The organism is Oceanobacillus zhaokaii (assembly GCF_003352005.1).
GTDB classification, from domain to species: Bacteria; Bacillota; Bacilli; order Bacillales; family Amphibacillaceae; genus Oceanobacillus; species Oceanobacillus zhaokaii.
On record NZ_CP024848.1, the window covers coordinates 444,985 to 463,270 of the forward strand.

Annotated in this window: 20 protein-coding genes; 9 read left to right on the forward strand and 11 right to left on the reverse strand. The window is 37.6% G+C overall.

Translation table 11 applies throughout. The features are described 5' to 3' along the window. Positions 1-9 precede the first annotated feature (9 nt). On the reverse strand, positions 10-360 hold the full coding sequence (locus tag CUC15_RS02285) for a winged helix-turn-helix transcriptional regulator (RefSeq protein ID WP_114915170.1): 351 nt from the start codon (positions 358-360) through the stop codon (positions 10-12). Positions 361-474: 114 nt separating this feature from the next. After that, on the reverse strand, positions 475-1,836 hold the full coding sequence (locus tag CUC15_RS02290) for an FAD-dependent oxidoreductase (protein WP_114915171.1): 1,362 nt from the start codon (positions 1,834-1,836) through the stop codon (positions 475-477). A 179-nt stretch (positions 1,837-2,015) separates the two neighbouring features. On the opposite strand from CUC15_RS02290, the gene argF reads away from it, so the two are divergent. Then, entirely contained in the window at positions 2,016-2,981 is a 966-nt protein-coding gene (gene argF, locus CUC15_RS02295) for an ornithine carbamoyltransferase (RefSeq protein ID WP_242985931.1), read from the forward strand. 111 nt (positions 2,982-3,092) lie between these two features. Here argF and thrB read toward each other — a convergent pair whose 3' ends face one another. Genes thrB through CUC15_RS02310 form a run of 3 tightly spaced genes read right to left on the reverse strand, consistent with a single transcriptional unit; the run spans position 3,093 to position 6,339 of the window. Further along, on the reverse strand, positions 3,093-3,983 hold the full coding sequence (gene thrB, locus CUC15_RS02300) for a homoserine kinase (protein ID WP_114915172.1): 891 nt from the start codon (positions 3,981-3,983) through the stop codon (positions 3,093-3,095). Beyond that, positions 3,980-5,041: a threonine synthase gene (thrC, locus tag CUC15_RS02305; protein WP_114915173.1), complete on the reverse strand. Its 1,062-nt coding sequence runs from the start codon at positions 5,039-5,041 to the stop codon at positions 3,980-3,982. The genes thrB and thrC overlap by 4 nt, the downstream gene beginning before the upstream one ends. Then, entirely contained in the window at positions 5,038-6,339 is a 1,302-nt protein-coding gene (locus CUC15_RS02310) for a homoserine dehydrogenase (protein WP_114915174.1), read from the reverse strand. Before CUC15_RS02310 ends, thrC begins: the two co-directional genes overlap by 4 nt. A gap of 226 nt (positions 6,340-6,565) precedes the next feature. Here CUC15_RS02310 and CUC15_RS20215 point away from each other — a divergent pair, with 226 nt between their 5' ends. The 4 genes from CUC15_RS20215 (at position 6,566) to CUC15_RS02325 (ending at position 8,576) form a co-directional block, all read left to right on the forward strand. Continuing rightward, the gene (locus CUC15_RS20215; protein WP_205317644.1) at positions 6,566-6,730 is read left to right on the forward strand and encodes a hypothetical protein; all 165 of its coding nucleotides are present in this window, start codon (positions 6,566-6,568) and stop codon (positions 6,728-6,730) included. Positions 6,731-7,192: 462 nt separating this feature from the next. Beyond that, positions 7,193-7,675: a DUF4306 domain-containing protein gene (locus CUC15_RS02315; protein WP_162800249.1), complete on the forward strand. Its 483-nt coding sequence runs from the start codon at positions 7,193-7,195 to the stop codon at positions 7,673-7,675. Positions 7,676-7,980: 305 nt separating this feature from the next. Then, positions 7,981-8,148 (forward strand): ribbon-helix-helix domain-containing protein, encoded by a 168-nt coding sequence (locus CUC15_RS02320; protein WP_114915176.1) that lies wholly within the window; start codon positions 7,981-7,983, stop codon positions 8,146-8,148. A gap of 128 nt (positions 8,149-8,276) precedes the next feature. After that, complete coding sequence (locus tag CUC15_RS02325) at positions 8,277-8,576, forward strand: hypothetical protein (RefSeq protein WP_162800250.1); 300 nt, start codon at positions 8,277-8,279, stop codon at positions 8,574-8,576. Between the two features lie 197 nt (positions 8,577-8,773). Here CUC15_RS02325 and CUC15_RS02330 read toward each other — a convergent pair whose 3' ends face one another. Genes CUC15_RS02330 through CUC15_RS02340 form a run of 3 tightly spaced genes read right to left on the reverse strand, consistent with a single transcriptional unit; the run spans position 8,774 to position 11,071 of the window. Continuing rightward, on the reverse strand, positions 8,774-9,940 hold the full coding sequence (locus tag CUC15_RS02330; protein WP_114915178.1) for an alanyl-tRNA editing protein: 1,167 nt from the start codon (positions 9,938-9,940) through the stop codon (positions 8,774-8,776). 26 nt (positions 9,941-9,966) lie between these two features. Continuing rightward, positions 9,967-10,740 (reverse strand): hypothetical protein, encoded by a 774-nt coding sequence (locus CUC15_RS02335; protein ID WP_114915179.1) that lies wholly within the window; start codon positions 10,738-10,740, stop codon positions 9,967-9,969. Continuing rightward, positions 10,721-11,071, reverse strand: a complete 351-nt coding sequence (locus CUC15_RS02340) for a PadR family transcriptional regulator (protein ID WP_114915180.1) — start codon at positions 11,069-11,071, stop codon at positions 10,721-10,723. Before CUC15_RS02340 ends, CUC15_RS02335 begins: the two co-directional genes overlap by 20 nt. 170 nt (positions 11,072-11,241) lie before the next feature. On the opposite strand from CUC15_RS02340, the gene CUC15_RS02345 reads away from it, so the two are divergent. Then, complete coding sequence (locus tag CUC15_RS02345) at positions 11,242-11,460, forward strand: helix-hairpin-helix domain-containing protein (protein ID WP_114915181.1); 219 nt, start codon at positions 11,242-11,244, stop codon at positions 11,458-11,460. Positions 11,461-11,575: 115 nt separating this feature from the next. Here the strand turns inward: CUC15_RS02345 and CUC15_RS02350 are convergent, their stop codons facing one another. Continuing rightward, a complete protein-coding gene (locus CUC15_RS02350; RefSeq protein WP_114915182.1) occupies positions 11,576-12,739 on the reverse strand; it encodes an MFS transporter in 1,164 nt (387 codons plus the stop codon). 664 nt (positions 12,740-13,403) lie between these two features. Between CUC15_RS02350 and CUC15_RS02355 the strand changes: the two genes are divergently transcribed. From CUC15_RS02355 to CUC15_RS02365, 3 genes are all read left to right on the forward strand, one after another. Beyond that, the gene (locus tag CUC15_RS02355) at positions 13,404-14,222 is read left to right on the forward strand and encodes a squalene/phytoene synthase family protein (protein ID WP_114915183.1); all 819 of its coding nucleotides are present in this window, start codon (positions 13,404-13,406) and stop codon (positions 14,220-14,222) included. A 109-nt stretch (positions 14,223-14,331) separates the two neighbouring features. Further along, positions 14,332-15,144 (forward strand): STAS domain-containing protein, encoded by an 813-nt coding sequence (locus CUC15_RS02360; protein ID WP_114915184.1) that lies wholly within the window; start codon positions 14,332-14,334, stop codon positions 15,142-15,144. Positions 15,145-15,654: 510 nt separating this feature from the next. Continuing rightward, positions 15,655-17,211 carry a BCCT family transporter gene (locus CUC15_RS02365; protein WP_114915185.1) on the forward strand — a complete coding sequence of 519 codons (1,557 nt, stop codon included), beginning with the start codon at positions 15,655-15,657 and terminating at the stop codon, positions 17,209-17,211. Between the two features lie 154 nt (positions 17,212-17,365). Here the strand turns inward: CUC15_RS02365 and CUC15_RS02370 are convergent, their stop codons facing one another. Beyond that, positions 17,366-17,569 carry a hypothetical protein gene (locus CUC15_RS02370; RefSeq protein WP_114915186.1) on the reverse strand — a complete coding sequence of 68 codons (204 nt, stop codon included), beginning with the start codon at positions 17,567-17,569 and terminating at the stop codon, positions 17,366-17,368. Between the two features lie 72 nt (positions 17,570-17,641). Beyond that, positions 17,642-18,154 (reverse strand): hypothetical protein, encoded by a 513-nt coding sequence (locus CUC15_RS19985; RefSeq protein ID WP_162800251.1) that lies wholly within the window; start codon positions 18,152-18,154, stop codon positions 17,642-17,644. Positions 18,155-18,286 lie beyond the last annotated feature (132 nt).

The window sequence follows — 18,286 nt, forward strand, 5'->3', positions numbered from 1 at the left end:
TTATTGTTATTAGTCAATTTCTTTAGCCTCCGTTTCATGTGATAATACAACATTCATATTTTGCTTTGCCCACTCCTGAATTGGTTTCAAGCTTTGGGCAAGATCGCTTCCTTTTTTCGTCAGTACATACGTAATTGTAACGGGTGTACCGCTTTCCACTACTTTATCGACTATTCCATCTTCTGCAAGCTCAGAAAGTTTCAGTGATAATGCTCTGGAAGTAATTCCTGTCAAATCTCGTTTAATATCTGAGAAATGTGCCATTTCATCATTACATAATGATAAGTAGTGGACGATTTGCCCATTCCATTTTTTTCCTAGAACCTGGAACGATGCTTCAATATAAGGACAAACTTTCATTTGTACCACCTCTATATCTGAGTATACATTGGTATACTAAATAAATCAAGTATAAAAAGTATACAAAATAATAAAGTGAAAAAAAGAAGTCGGAACCATGCTCCGACTTCTTCATTAATCAAATTTGCTGAATAAATCATTCAATGCTTCACTCATCGATGGATGCGTGAATATATGGTCGCGTAAAGTTGTGTAAGGCAGTTTCGCTTCCATAGTCAGTCTGACAATATTAATCATTTCGCTGGACTCAGCACAGAATAGGGTACAGCCTAAAATTTCCTTTGTATCCGGATTAATTAATGCTTTTAATAGTCCATCAGTTTGTTTGATTATCCGTGTCCGAGGAACCTCACCAGCTTTCATTGTAGCAGCTTTGTAGGGGATTTCTTTTTCCTTCGCAGTATCCTCATTTATTCCAACATGGGATAATACAGGATCAATAAATACGGAATCGGGTATGTTCTGGCGGTCTTTCAGCGAATATTTTCTTTCGCCAACGAATTGGTCACGAATAATTCGGAAATCATCTAAAGAAGTATAAGTAAATTGTGGACCACCTTTTACATCACCTAATGCCCAAATATTTGCAGCAGTTGTTTTTAAGTAATCATCGACAATAATAGTGCCTTTATCATCGACTTCGACGGTGGTGTTCTCAAGGCCGAGTCCATCTGTATTTGGTTTTCTTCCAGTCGCAATTAAAAGGGCGGAAGCAGCTATATCTATCTTGTTGTCTCCCTGTTCATATTTGACTGTAACAGTGTCATCTTGGTCTATGATAGATGTTGCATTACTATCTAATATGAAATTAATATCTTTTGCCTCTAATACTTTTTTTACTTCTTCTGCTATATCGCGATCCTCTCTTGGTAAGAAGGTAGAACTGTTATCAAGGACAGTGACCTCTGAGCCGAAGTTTGCATATATAGAGGCAAATTCTAAACCTATATAGCCGCCACCGATAATAACGAGCTTCTCGGGAAGTGTATCTAATTGTTGTAGTGTTGTTGATGTATAAACAAAGTTACTCTCCTTTATTCCATCAATTGGTGGAATTACAGGTAGGGAACCAGTATTAATAAAGAATTTCTCCGCTGTTAATTCTAATGTTTCAGTTTCAGAGGTTAGTTGAACCGTATGATCATCGAGAAAGCTTGCTTTAGCAGTATAGACCATTACACTATCTTGATCCGCTAACATATGGAAATTTTTATCGCGTAAAAGGGAAGTTAGGTCATCTTTTTCTTCAATCGAGTTTCGATAAAAATCTTCTTTCGGTGCTTCGGAATATTTCTTCTCATTTGATTGATATACGAGTGATTTTGTTGGAATACAAGCAATATTAATACAGGTTCCACCGTACATCTCGGATGACTTTTCAATCATAGCCACTTGTTTTCCTTGCTTTGCAAGTGTGTTAGCTAATGTCTTTCCAGCTTTTCCAAAACCAATAATAATAGCATCATAATGTTTCATTTATTATCATCTCCTACAATAAATATTACCTTCTTTGAGATTGATTAAACAAAAACGAGATTTGAGCAAATTTAGTTTTTGCTGGAAATATTATTGCCTATTTTTAAAAACACTATTGAATATTTATTCCTTTTACTGCATAATAATTCATATCAGTGATTATAGAGGGAGCGAAGAAGATGATGGGGAATGTGAAGATGGGTAAGCAGCAATTAAAGGGAAAAGATTTTTTAAAGCTTATTGATTATACACAAGACGAAATCAATTATTTATTAGAATTGGCCGACGAACTGAAGACTTTACAAAAAGGGGGGAAATCCACCCAACCTTTAAAAGGAAAAACATTAGGGATGATTTTTGAAAAGTCATCAACAAGAACAAGGGTCTCCTTTGAAACGGGGATTTTTCAATTAGGTGGTCACGGAATCTTTCTCAGTACACAGGATATTCAAATGGGAAGAGGCGAGACGATTGCTGATACAGCACAAGTGTTATCTGGCTATTTAGATGGCATTATGATTCGTACCTTCGCCCAGGAAACAGTAGAAGAGTTAGCTGCATATGCAAGCATTCCTGTCATTAACGGGCTTACGGATTTATACCATCCTTGCCAAGTACTGGCAGACTTACAAACGATTAAGGAAGTAAAAGGAAAGCTTGCGGGTATCAAGCTTGTCTATATCGGTGATGGAAATAATATGGCACATTCACTCATGATTGGCGCGGCTAAAATGGGTATGGATCTTACCATTGTCTCTCCTAAGAACTATCAGCCACTTCAAGAAGTAACAGAACAAGCACTGCAAATTTCATCGGATCATGGTGCGAAAATAACGGTGACAGATGAACCACAGACAGCTTGTGAGGATGCAGATGTCATTTATACCGATGTATGGGCAAGTATGGGACAGGAGCAGGAACAAGCGGAAAGAGAGCTTGCATTCAAAGGATATCAGGTTAATGAGGCATTGCTAGCCGTGGCAAAACCTGATGTAACATTTATGCATTGTCTCCCAGCTCATCGTGGAGAAGAGGTAAGTGCTGCGGTAATTGATGGTAAACACTCTGTAGTCTTCCAGCAAGCAGAAAATCGTCTGCATGCACAGAAGGCATTGATGGTTGCGTTGATGGGGGATGCGGAGTAAGACTTTTGAGAGTGGATAGCAGTAGGGGGAGTTATCGACGGCATCCAAAGACCACATCAATATCAAGAGAAAAAGGACCTAGCGCATGCGCTAGGTCCTTTTCATCTAGAATCAATCAACCTTTAATCCTGTTAGATCAACTTGTAAAGCTTTTATTTCGTAATCTGGAAGTATTCTCCTCATCTGGTCAGCGATGGTTTCTCCATCCCCTTTAGGGACGAAGGAGATCATTGTTGGGCCTGCTCCACTAATCACCGTCCCGTATGCGCCATACTCTTTTGCTGAATTTCGGATGAGATGGTAATTAGGAATGAGGTCTGCCCGATATGGCTCATGAAATAAATCCTTCTCCATCATTTTTCCAGCTAAAGAATAATCATCAGATAACAGGGCTGCGATGAAAACATTACTAACAGCGCTTGCGCTAGTTGCTTGTCCTCTCGAATAGTCTTCGGGAAGTACACCGCGCGCCTTCTCTGTTTTTAATTCAACGTTTGGAATATGTACAACGATATCAGATCTAATTTCAGGCAATCGCACCCAGTGGGTTTCTTGATCGTCTGTAATTGCAGCGATCACTAAACCGCCATATAGTGCTGGTGCGATATTGTCTGGATGTCCTTCAATGTCTGTTCCATATTGTAACTTTTCTTCGGCTGTCAGTGATAAATTAGCGATTTGATTGGCTATTTCAATCCCCGCTAGTACAGCGGAAGAGCTACTTCCGAGCCCGCGAGCTAAAGGAATATCACTTGTCTCGACTACCTTGCATGGTCGGAGTTCTTTATTGTGTCTTGCAGCTGTTTCCTTCGCGATTTTGTAGATAAAATGTTCTTCGTAATTTGTAACGGGTCCTAAAAGAGGTGAGCGGTGCTCAAATTCCCATTTATCTGCTTCCGTCACTTCTAATTTTAGATGGAGATTTACTGCAAGTCCTAAGGAATCGAATCCAGGACCGATATTTGCCGAGCTTGCTGGTACTTGAATGGTGAAACTCCTCATTGTTTCACCAGGTTTTGAATATATTCGGTAATTGCTGCTTCATCATTTGGCAGGGTGATTGGATCGACTTTAATTTGTTCCATTGCGGTTTGTGGATCCTTTAGACCATTTCCTGTAAGAACAGCAACGACCTTGCTTCCTTTTTTAATTGCTCCATTTGCAACTTGTTGAATTACACCAGCAATCGATGCACAAGACCCTGGCTCCGCAAAAATTCCTTCTTTGCTCGGTAATAATTTAAACGCATTGATAATCTCATCATCTGTAACAGAGCCGATTCTTCCACCAGACTCTTCCTTGGCATTAACAGCGAGCTCCCAGCTTGCTGGATTACCGATTCGAATAGCAGTTGCCACGGTCTCTGGATTTGCGATTGGTTCTCCTTGAGTAATTGCCGCAGCTCCTTCAGCTTCAAATCCGAACATTTTTGGAAGACCTGTTTGTTTATGCTCATTATATTCTTTAAACCCTTTCCAGTATGCACTAATATTCCCTGCATTACCGACTGGAATCGCAAGGATATCTGGAGCTTCACCTAAAAAGTCACAGATTTCAAATGCTGCTGTCTTTTGGCCTTCTAAACGATATGGATTAACTGAGTTTACTAATGTAACAGGTGTTGTTTCACTTAGTTTTCGAACCATTGTTAATGCATCGTCGAAGTTACCATCAATTTCAATAATTTCTGCTCCATACATGACGGCTTGGGCAAGTTTTCCGAGTGCTACTTTTCCTTTAGGAATAACGATGATTGCTCTAATCCCTGCTTTGGCGGCATATGCTGCAGCAGCAGCTGACGTGTTTCCTGTTGATGCGCAAATTACGGACTTACTGCCATCCTCAATCGCCTTTGCTACAGCTACAACCATTCCTCTATCCTTGAAGGAACCAGTTGGATTAGCACCTTCAACCTTTCCGTATAATTCAATACCTAAATCCTTGGAAAGATTAGGGAAGTAGATTAATGGTGTATTTCCCTCATTAAGTGTAAGTGCGGGTGTTTCATCTGTAACGGGAAGATATTCTTTATAATTGTTTAGTAATCCTTGCCACTTCATTTTGCCACATCTCCTTCAACCTTATAATAGCTGTTTACTTCGAGTACCGCTTGTAATTCATTCAGGTTTTCTAATGCCTTTTGGAAATTCTCAAGAGATGTTTGGTGTGTAACAACAACAATCTCTGCTGTTTCTGCCTTTTTATTTGGATTTTGTAAGATTCGCTTAAAGCTAATATTAAGATCATTAAATAGGGTAGAAATACTTGAGAACACGCCCACTTCATCTTTTGCATGCAGACGTACATAGTACTGTCCATAGCGCTGATCAGGTGTTTTTAAAACTTTCTTGAAATGAGATTCCACAAACTGATTTCCAGTAACACCTAGGCGCATATTTTTAATTGCGGCAATAACATCAGACATAATCGCGGTCGCAGTAGGCAGACTTCCTGCACCAGGTCCATAGAACATCGTTTCACCGACTGCTTTACCATATACATAAACTGCATTATACTCATTCTTCACATCAGATAATGGATGGTTATTAGAAAGGAGGGTTGGCTGTACGTTGATTTCCAGTTGATGGTTATCGAAATTAGCGAAGCCAATCAGTTTCATTGTATATCCTAGCTGTTTTCCATACTCTAAATCCTCAATTTCAATATTCGTAATACCACTTACTTCAACATCCTCTAAGTCAACATCGGTTGAGAAGGAGAGGCGGCCTAAGATTGCCATTTTTCTAGCTGCGTCGAGTCCTTCGACATCTGCTGTTGGATCTGCTTCTGCAAACCCTAGTTCCTGTGCTTGCTTTAGGGCTGTTTCGTAGCTTAGTCCCTCAGTATTCATTTTTGTTAAAATATAGTTGGTAGTACCATTAACAATCCCCATAACTTGCTGAATTCGGTCTGATGCGAGTCCATCGACTATTCCTCTCAATATGGGAATACCACCTGCAACACTAGCTTCATAATAGAAATCGCACTTATTCTTGCTCGCAACCTCTTGAAGTTCTATACCGTGCAAGGCAACGAGATCCTTATTAGCTGTTACAACATGTTTCTTGGCAGCAAAAGCCTTCAAAATATATTCGCGGGCGAGATCAATACCACCCATAACTTCTACAACAATATCAATTTCCGGATCATTTAAAACATCATCGGGGTTAGTGGTGAGGAACGTTCGATCAATCGCAACTCCACGCGTTTTATCCAAGTCGCGAACCAATACACTTTTTACTTGAACGTCACATCCGAGTTGATGGACGAGTTTCTCTTGATGTTCTTCAACTAGCTTTATAACGCCAGAACCAACTACACCTAATCCTAATAGACCGATAGATACATTGTTTCCCACAATATCACCTCATAAATTATTTGCTATAAATATTTTAATATTTAATACATTTAAACACGAATATTAACGTATAGCAATAGAGAACTTTCGAGCAATTTCAATTAACTCAGAAAAATTGGAACATATTTATCTGAAAATATATAACGAAAGTTCACTTTATAAACGAACCAAAATCGCCTAAGGGAATAAATTAATAAAGAGTCCTTGTAAAAATGGGGGTGGCAAGGTGAATGATGCGATTATTGGTTTTATCTTTGGTATTTGTTTGATTATAGGAATGGGATTGGGGTTATTATTTAATTCTATAGAAATAGGTGGAGCAATTGGATTAGGTGTGGGATTATTAATGCTGCTTATCTTCCGTAATCAGAATAGGCAAAGGTATCGATGACTTACTGACTTCATGCTTCGTATTTCAAAGAAATACGAAGCAACTAATTTTAGCGATAAGAAGGATAACTAATTGGCAGTATCCACACTGTAAGATTATTATCTAAAATGAAAGAAATACATAATGACGTAGGATTCATTTCTATTAAAGAGCTTAACAATCGATCCACAACTGTTTCAAAAGAATTGAATGATATAACAGTAGAATTGCATGAGGTGGTAATGTCATTAATAAGCTAAATGCTCAATAAATAGCAAGTAGGAGTGCTTAGGCAATTTTTGAGGGATTGCACGTAGAACAGCATGTATTGTATTAATCTTTAAGCGGAATAGTATAAAAACAATGAAAATTGAGGTAATATATAAATACTAGCAATTATATTTACATAAATAGACTCATAATTCTTATCGGAATTATCATAATTTATTTCCCACTAAGAATCTTTATTAAGGGAGAATGCATATGTTTATTTTTTGGCTCCAGGTTGGGTTGGCTATAACTATTTTTCTGCTCTCTACATTAGCTGCTTTGTATGAAGGGAGCGGAATTTTCTATCATATATTTGAATGGGAGTATTCGACTCCTTTTTCCAAATTAATAAATGGAGAAGTAACTAATGCTGGTGACATAGTAGTTCTTGATCACTTTGTGTTTGCTGCTAAATATTCTCCAACTTTCCCTATAATTATGACATTATGTGGAATATATTTACTGGTTTTGATTGGTTATTTTATTTTTAGAAAATCAAGAAGATTTATTAGATATACTTTTATTTTAGGAATTCTATTGTTTCTTTTAAGTAGCTCCTTAATAAACGCTCATACAATTGGTGGGAAATCATTCTTTTTTACCTTCTTGGTAAGTGGTTCAATGTGTTTAATAATTCCATTGATTATATATATTGTTTTATTATTTAAGAACAAAACACACAAGGGGCTAAGTTGAAGCCGTGTGTGTTTTGTTCGTATCTCTTATTAGTTACTTCTCCCTTCTATTTAATGGCTTATGTAAAAAAGAGGAATCATTATTGAAGTAGTGGCATAGAATAAATATTAAGCAAATTTTTACCTAACCAATCAAAATATGCTAAGAGACTTGGACGGGAAACTTTCTCCCTACATAAGTGCAACTAAGGTTGTCACGTAATGGATTGGTAACAACCAAGTTTTCTAAAAATCTATTGATGTTACTTGCATGCAGTTGCAAGCAGTTTACAACTATGTTAAACTGGATAGCCTGGAGGTGCATGTATGAGCAAGCTGAAGAACAGAACGCGTATATCTAACGCGGTCGACAAGGATCTGTGGAATAAAATGCAAGAACTTTCAAAGACAACTCAGGTTCCAATTAGTAAGTTACTAGATAATGCGATTAAATTATTGCTTGAATCATATAAAGAGAAAAAAGGTAAAAAGTAGGGTGGCTCAAAAGTAAATGTATTTAACCTCTTTGCCCCTACTCTTCCCTCTTTAAACAACTCCCCGAGATCAAGCATATTAATCTTATATTATCCTTATTAAAATCTTAAAAATAGAAGGAGGTCATTATGATGACAATTGCAGCGTACTGTGGTGATTTTGAATTTACTGTCCTGGAATTTGTCTTTACAATTACAAAAGATGTAGAAAAGAAAATCAAGAAAAGAAAATTATTTTATGAAGAGCAAATAACACGTTATGTAAAGAAAAAAGTAGATCAATTCTTTCTTGGGTTTAAAATGCATGAACATATTTTAACCGTTTACAAAAATGAGGCATACAATACGATTATGTTCCGTTTGCAGCATATCCTGAAAGAAAAGAATATCTTCCGTGTTATTGAAACTGCAATAGGTTCGGATTTATAAATGGAAACATCAATATCCCTTAAACATCCACTTCCCATTATACTTGGCGGTAACTCAAGTATAATGGGCGGGAGAAACTGCAAATCCATAAATCCCTCATAGATCTTTCCTCTAAGAGAAAGTCTAACGCTAGGTAATTATTGAAATGGAAAAAGTACAGCAGGGTCGCCTTAGTTAGCACCTCCTGCTATACTTTTTTATGCTTCGTTTCTAATAAACTCATAGAATCGTACTGCATCCTCACCGGAGGTAAATCCTGCTTGTGCTGATTGATCATTTCCTCCGCCTTCTCCATTAAAAGCTGGGAGATGCTCCTTGAAAAAATTCCCGCATGAGAGGTTTTCGGAGCCACTATGATAAAGCAGGACTTTATTTTCAGCTATACTGGCAAATAATACGATAATCGCTTGCTCGGCGACAATCTTTGCAGCCAAGCGCTGCATATCCTTCAGTGATTTATCTGGAAAAACATGTGATAAAAATTTCCCTTCCATACTTGAAATCAGCTCTTTAGCTAAATAAGCTTCATTCTCCTCTTTAATGCTAGCAAGCTCTGTCTGAACTTGCTTGTATCCTTGTTCCCATTTGTCAAAACGGTCAAGAATATCTTTTCGACCGGTATTGAACTTTTCTGAAAGGGTATTGAGAATTTCAAGACTTTCATGAAAATCAGCCAATGCACGATTGCCGCATTTAAAATGAATTCTTGTTGCATTTTTTAGTTTCTCAGCTTTGAGTAATTTAATGATGCCAATTTGCCCAGTTCGTGCCACATGTGTACCGCCGCATGCATTGTATTCCACACCCTTGATTTCGACGATGCGAATGTTTTCTGTTACCTTTGGCATTTTAACTACTGGAATACTCATAAGTTGTTCGTTGCTTACAAAATAACTAGAAATTTCTAAGTTCAGATAGATGTGTTTATTTACTACTTGCTCAACTATCTTGAGCTGTCCATTAGTAAACTCGGATAGACCAATGTCTATTGTCACATCCTCTGTTCCAAGATGAAAACTAACCGTTTGCGCTTGCAGCAGATCTCGAAAGACAGAAGATAATAAATGCTGGCCACTATGATGCTGCATATGATCAAATCGTCTGGCCCAATCAAGCTCACAGGTCACTCTAACCGTTTCAGGCAACCGTTCAACCTGGTGAACAACTTCACCGTCCTCTAAAAAAACATCCAAAACCAGGATTCCACCGATAGTGCCTAAGTCACAGGGCTGTCCGCCACCATGAGGATAGAAAGCAGTTTCCTCGAGAATGACGAAATATTTCCCATCTCTTTCTATTGAATCGTTGATTGTTGCTTTCCATACTTTCTCATATGCAGATTCATAATATAGCTTTCTTGTCATGATACTTTCCTCCTGTTCGCTGATGTTTAATGAATCGCCGACTGTTTCTCTCTTTTTCCCTTTCGAATAAAAAATACCAATAATCCAATCGAAACGATAATCAAAATTGCAATTGTAATTGCAATATAAGTGGGATTTTTATTGATGCTGTCCGGGATAAATCTAGTCGCTATCGGACCTATAGCCATAATGATTGGTAGATAAATTGTAAACCATGTCTTTGTGTAAATAGCCGCAGCGATAAAAATGATGATGTCTGCAATTAAAATCAAGTTATTTTGCAGTGGTGTTGCAATAAAGAAAGGTTCTGTATCTAGTTTCATTTCTAATAGTAGAATGACCACAAATACTCCTGTTAGTACTAGCTGAAGGGCAATACCGACAATATAAAAACTTTTCGAATGAAATATTTTTGGAAGTACGTTAACAAGAAAGAATCCGTAAATGATAAAGGATAAAATCACCATTCCTAGTCCAATCCATACCCCTGTTTTTGACAGTGAAATTGTCCCTCTAATAGCAGGTCCTATACTGAAATATGCAAGCAATAGGAAGGTAACGAGCGGTACTAAACCTGCAAATTGACCGAAATCAAAGCCCATTTCTTTCCCAATCATTTTCATATATTTTCTTGGACTACCTCCTGTGATATCTTCGACGCTTTTTCCTTTTGCCTCAGCTTCTTGTAAATGATCGCTGAGCTCCTCGATAATGTCATCAATTTGCTGATCATTTTTTCCCTTTGACATTAAGTACATGCGTAATTCAATGATAAATTGCTCAGATTTCTGATTTAGCATTTTGTTCATCTCCTTCACCCAATATAGAATTCATTCCGAAAGATAATTGCCGCCATTGTTCCTTGAAAAGCTGGAGCTCCTTTTCCCCCTCTGCAGTGATTGTGTAATATTTCCTTTTCGGTCCGTTTGGAGATTTTCTAAGCTCTGTTGCCACAAGATTGTGTTTCTGCAAACGCATTAGTACTGGATAAATACTGCCCTCACTCACTACAGCGAATTCATGCTTCTGCAGCTTTTCGATGATTTCATATCCATAGGTTTCCCCCTTCGCAATTAGTGCAAGTAAACTCCCATCAAGCAACCCTTTAAGCATTTGACTAGATGTAGACAAGTTATTCACCTCAAAACAAAGATTATAAATCTATCTTACAATACAGTATAGTGTTTTGCAAGATAGTGAAAGTTGTTTTTTTATTAAATATTTATTTGTTATTATGATAGTAGCAAAAACGTTAAAAATAAGAAGAGGTCATTTATTGATTTAAAAGGAGATAAGAAGGTATGAAACTAATAAAGCATAACGAAGAAAGTAATCTACCCGAAAAGTTAGCAAAACCAGCTGTAAGAGCGCTTGAAAGTGCTGGGATTTCACGACTGGAGCAAGTTGCAAAGCTCCGCGAATCAGAGTTATTGAAGTTACATGGGATGGGGCCAAAAGCAATAGAGCAACTTCGGATTGCCTTAGATGCAAAGGGGCTATCATTTGCTGAAGAATCTTGATGATGAAGCATTTTATACAAAAAAACTGAAAAATTGTCTATAATCAAAAAGAGACCGTCTTATCCAAGGCTGAAATTCATGGCGTTTAAGACAGTCTCCTATTTTCATAAAACTTTTAGCTAGGCGCGTTTCTTTCACGCTTATTGTATGACGTGATAGAAATAAGTGCAGTTATCAAAGCGACGATAACAAATAGTCCGCCAATTGTTGGATTTTGTTCAACCGAAGCTTGTTCAATAACAATTCCACCGACCGAGGAACCGAAGGCAATACCCAAGTGTACTGCTGAGTTATTTAAACTAATTTGAATGTTCGAAGTCTCAGGCGCAGCTTGCATTAAATAGCTTTGCATTGGTGGTGTGAGTGCCCAACTCATCATACCCCAAATAATCATGATTATGATAAATAGTGGAAGTGAGAAAGTTGTGTATGGAATTGCAAAAATCGCTATGCCGAATAGTAAGACAACAGAGAGAATCGCAGGCTTTGCCCCAAATCGATCGGCGAATGTTCCACCAATAAATCCTCCACTTACTGCGGCGATTCCGAATACAAAGTAAATGATACTTACCCATGTTCCATCAAGCCCCATTGTGGATTTTACAAATGGTGTTAAATAAGCATAGAGTACTGTATGACCAGCGAGCATAATAAATGTAGTAGACTGTGCAAATAACACGACAACATTTTTAAGTGATCCGATTTGTTTTTTAATTGAAATTTGTTCGGTAGGAGCTATTTTACCCATAAACAGGAATATTGCTGTAATCGAAAATAGACTCAAAATCGCAATCATTGCAAAAGGTGCGCGCCAACCAAATGTATTTCCGAGCATTAACCCGATTGGAACTCCTAAGACAAGAGAACCACTAACCCCCATATTTACAATCCCAATTGCACGTCCACGATATTTGTGTTCAACAATATTTGCAGCCATGACAACACATAAGACTATGAGCAGGGAACTACTTGCAGCTGAAATCATCCTGGAGGTGAATAGAATTGTATAGGAGGGGCTAAAAACGGCGACAAGATTACCTAGGAAAAAAATAAATAGCGTGATTAATGTTAATTTTTTTCTCTCTACCTTTGCCGTTAAAAATGACAAAATCGGTGCTGATATAGCGAATGTAAGTGAAAAAATGGTAATTAATAATCCGGCTTGTCCTAGACTAACATCTAAATCAGTCGCAACTAAATCCAGAATTCCCCCAATAATCAATTCAACCATTCCTACTACAAAAGAAACAATTGTTAATAAATATACGCGTTTATCCATATTATGACGCCTTTCTTCATTTAGATACCTATAATACCTTTACCATATTAAGCTTATTCAATCCAGAATTCAAGGCATAATAAAAATGGGCTTATTCGTATTTTAGATAATCTGCGAACTAGTTTAATGTGGCAAGGGCTCTCGGATCAGTCGCTCCAGAAATACACTTCGCGCACGTTAGGGGAGCTGGTGAGCCAACTTGCGCTGACGCACTTCAGAGTCTCATTTAGGCTCCTCTTCCCGCAGGACAAGGAAGGCTTCGGCAGCATTGCATCGCAATCAGACAAATTGCTTTTTATTTTCGAAGAGTCTTCGTGTATTTCTTCCGCTGGGGACTGTGAAGTAACTAAAGATGCAAACCTATTAATGATCGTAATTGATTGCAAGGAATGGAGCCTCTTGTAAATAGAACCGCCATTCAAATTTGAAATCACAATTTTTTCTAGTTAACAGTTTATATCGACTACGAAACATCATTAATTAATTAAAAAGTAATCGCCTTTTAGAAAACAGAATTAACAAAGGAAATTGTAGAGAAGGGCTAATCTGCGTGAAGAACGTAGATAATCGTTAAAGAATCAGGATTATCTTTACAAAGAGGAAAATAATGTTGAAATTTGCTATAATTGAGTTACCTTAAGAACTTTGGAAAGAGGGAAAATAAGTGAGTAACAATACGAAACTTCATAAGGATGCAATGCGTGTGCTTAAGCAAACAAGCAGAACGTTCTTCATTCCGATAAATATATTAAATCCTACCCTAAAAAACACTGTAGGTTCAGCATATCTATGTATGCGAGCAATTGACGAGATTGAAGACCATGAAACATTGGATCCCGATGTAAAGCAACGTCTGTTGCTTACAACAGCAGAACTTTTGAAAAAGCCATTCGATGTAGAAGCATATGTTCAATTATTAAAGCCATACGAATCACAGTTACCTGAAGTGACATTAAGGCTAGGTGACTGGTTAGCCGTTTGTCCGGAAGCGATTCGTGACAAGGTGAAAGAATCAACAAGTATTATGGCGAAGGGAATGGCAAAATGGGTAGAAAAGAACTGGGTCGTTAAAACAAAAGAGGATTTGGATGAGTATACCTATTATGTAGCAGGCTTAGTAGGGGTTATGTTATCTGATATATGGAAATGGTATGACAACACAGAGACAGATCATGATTTAGCAATTGGCTATGGAAGAGGATTACAAGCAGTAAATATGCTGCGTAATCAGGATGAAGATGCTGAGCGGGGCGTGAAGTTTTTACCAGATGGCTGGACAAGAAATGATATGTTCGAATACGCAACAGCGAATTTAGAAATGGCTGATAAATACATTAAATCAATTGATACTAGAAACATTATACTATTTTGTAAAATTCCACTTGCATTAGCCAAGAAAACATTAAAATCATTAAAGAGTGGAGAAGAGAAAATGTCTCGTGCAGAGGTTGAAGATACAGTTGATAAAATTTTAAATAAATAAACATTACTAAAACGGTAGCCTAACTAATCTTGTTAAATTAGTATATTCATTCGCTAACAATATACATTATGGTAGGAATTAATATATAACAGTGAGTGGGGGATGGGATTTGGAGCACAAAGGGGACTCTGAAAAAAAACATAATATAGTCGTTAATAAACTGAGAGAAATAAACATCGAAATCTATGATGAAGTCAAGTCATATTATCAAGATACCATAGAATTAAATGTAGTAATTGATGAATTGGTTGAGCTTGTTAGTCAAGGTCTAGAATCCAAGGAATTTATCGGACCTGCTGAATTACTTGGAGTAAAAATTGGGAAAATGACGCTTAAAAATGATATGAAATTGGATACTGCAATTGAGCAAATTACAGATGTGCGCCGTTTGTTTTGGCAAAAGATACGAAGCATTGTACTAGTATCAGAGTTATCGATTGATACTGTGCTTGCGATTTCAGATGTTTTCAATCCGGTTTTTGATCGTATTATATACGCAGTTAGCACGATGCATAATAAGTCATTTAAGGAATCGTTTGAAAGGCAAGAGGAAGAGTTACTTAGACTGTCTGCACCTGTTGTTCCGATAATTGATGGGTTTGCAGTTTTACCAATTGTTGGTGAAATGACTGAAAAGCGTTCTGAGCTTTTGATGAGAACGGTTTTACAAGAGGCCACAGCCCAAGAATTAGAATATCTTTTCATTGATTTATCAGGCGCAATGATCATTGATACATTAATAGCTAATAATCTATTTAAGATTGTCGATACCTTAGAGCTTGTGGGAATAAAAACAATCTTATCCGGAATTCGCCCTGAAGTTTCGCAGACCATGGTTAGCCTTGGCGTTAATTTTAACCGAATCGAAAAATATAATACATTGAGACACGCACTGTCTAGCTATGTGACAATCAATAAGTAGAGAAAACGATTAATATTATTCACTTTAATATTGAAATGACATTGAAATGATTAAAAATCGGTTTGTAATACATAATATATATAAGAGATTTAACTGATCCCAATAAATTTAATCAATTAAATGATTGAATGTATTGGGATTTTTTAACTGCGAAAAAGTATGGTCTATTCTCTTTTAAGATTATGTTTCTGTATGGTCATTTGTGAAATTATTTAAAAAAGACGTTTACGTTAAATGAAGATTGGGTAATAGAATATTTGTCCTAAGCTTTTGAAATTCTCCCCCAAATCTTATGAAGATGAGTTTCTTTAAAAGAAATTGGGCTTTGACTATTTTATCAAGTAACGCTATAATTGAAAACTATGTTAAAAAATTGAGCAAGTTGGTGGATTTTCGTCGTTGGTTACTTTCTAAAAAAATGGAGTAATCAAGTCCATCCAACGGTCTTTAATGACAAAATGCAACAATTATATTTTAGACACTTGTTCCTAATAAATTAGGAGGAAACACGTGGATTCTGAAAAAGGAAAGAAATTAGATTGGCCAGTATTTATTGTAAGTGGAGGATTCTTGATTCTCTTTGTATTAATTTCATTTTATGATAATAAAATGGTAGGAAATGCAGTTGATACCTTATTTGCTTATTCCTCAGATCTATTTGGAGCATATTGGCAAGTATTATTGCTAGCGAACTTTTTTATTGGGCTAGGGCTTGCTGTTTCAAAGTACGGAAAAGTAAAATTAGGGAAGCAAGATAAGCCACAATACAGTTATTTCGGCTGGGTTTCTATGATTGTAGTTACATTGCTGGCAAGTGGTGGTGTGTTTTGGGCTGCTGCTGAGCCAATGTATCATTACATGAGTACCCCACCATTATTCGGTGGTGGAGAGTTTAACAATAGCAATGCAGCATTTGCACAGTCATTTATGCATTGGGGCTTTACCGCATGGGCGATACTCGGGACTCTAGCCGTTATTGTTATGATGTATGTGCATTATCAAAAAGGCTTACCGCTGAAGCCAAGAGGATTATTATATCCGATCTTTGGTGAAAAAATATATAAAAATAGTGTTATTGGTGCTTCAGCAGATATATTTTCAATAATTGCAACGGTTGCTGGTACTTTAGGGCCTTTAGGTTTCTTAGGTTTACAAATATCATATGGTTTAAATCATTTATTTGATGTTCCTAACACATTGACTGTAAGTATTATCGTAGTCGTTGGACTTATCGTTGTTGCTGGGATTTCAGCTGCTACAGGAGTCGATAAAGGGATTTATCATTTAAGTAAATGGAATGTGCAATTTACCATTCTATTAGCAATTATTGTGATGGTTATTGGTCCGACAATGTTCATTATTGATGCATTTATCGGTGGCACAGGTTTCCATTTACAGAACTTCTTCCAAATGAATATGTATCGTGGGGAAGAAGGGTGGCTTGCGTCTTGGACTATATTCTTCTGGGGTTGGTTTATCGGTTATGCCCCAATGTTAATTATATTTATTAGTAGAATTTCTAGGGGGCGAACGATTCGTGAATTAGTGCTTACGGTTTCTATCGTTGCCCCAATTGTGACTAACTTCTGGTTCTCGATTGTTGGTGGTACTGGTGTGTTTTTCGAAGCGGAACATCCAGGCTCAGTCTCAACTGCGTTAAATGAGGCTGGAATGCCTGCAGCTGTAATGGCGATTACAGATCAATTACCAATGGGTATGTTGATGGGCTTCGGTTTCTTACTTGCTTCGATTATCTTTGTCGCAACAACTGCGGATACAATGGCATATTCGATTGCAGCTTCAATTGAGGGGAATGATAATCCAAAACGCTGGTTACGTGTTTTCTGGGCAGTAATCTTTGGAGCTACAACTGTAGCAATTCTGACGATTGGGGAAGATAGTATTACCTCGATTCAGAATTCAATTATTATCACAGCCGTCCCAGTATCATTCTTAATATTGCCGCCATTATGGAATGCGCTGCAGATTGCAAAAGTAATGGCAGCAGAGCAAGGACTTGTTAGCAAACGAGAAGCTAGAGCAAAAATAGAAAAAATAGTAGATTAAAACGAGGCTATCATCCATTTAAAGGATGATAGCCTTTTTAAACATGAAAACCCAAAGTGCCTGCTATTTGTAGTTCTGTCGGTGGCGGAAAATAATTCACAAAAGTGGAGCAAAGGCTGTGCCGATAGATAAAATCTAAACTTATAAATTTGATCTATTTTGCAACATTATTGAAAAGTGATTTGAGGGCTAGGTAAATAATCGCCAATGCAAAAACAATGACAGCTATTGCCCCAACAGCAATCAAAAAGTTAACAACAGCTGCAGAAGTAATAAAGGATGCAGCAAGGTCTGCTACAATAATAAGCGCAAATCCAGCGAGAACCGCTGCTAAAAAGAGTAATGCTAATTGATTCATAATTAATCCCTCCCTTCCTAATAAATTATGAGGAGGGGAGGGAGGTTGTTTGGATGGCCTTATATCACTTCATTAAAAACATTGAAATGATTGGATCTGGTTCAAATCAATCCCGAAGTATACCCATCTAAAGCCATTCCATCTAAACCCAGCAACAGATGTCCTGCCAACAAAGGTTGGGTAGAACCAGAAGGCGTCTCTTCTTAACCAAATATAGGTGAAACGGAATAGGCATCCACGAATTCCGCCGGGATCTACAGCGAATGTTTGAAATTGTGACTGTTGAGGCGTAAAGTTCGGTGGTGGAGTCGTTGGTGCCCCGCCAGATTGCTGCCCGCCACCAGGTTGCCCAGGAAATCCACCAGGCTGTCCGCCACCAGGTTGCCCAGGAAATCCACCAGGCTGTCCGCCACCTGGTTGCCCTGGGAATCCACCAGGCTGTCCAGGGAATCCTCCGCCTGGAAACCCTCCGCCCGGGAATCCACCAGGCTGCCCAGGAAACCCTTGCTCTGGTCCTCCTGGGAAACCAGGTATGTTAATAGACCTCTCATCCTCATCACTATATGGTGGTTGATAATAATCCATTTTTTATTTCCTCCCTTATCAAGATCGTTCCATTCAATATATGGGATAAAGGTCCAAATTGGGATTGATTTTTTGAGAATGGGCGATATTGGGGAAGGGCTGTTTGGCAAGTAAATTAAAAAAAATATTCCA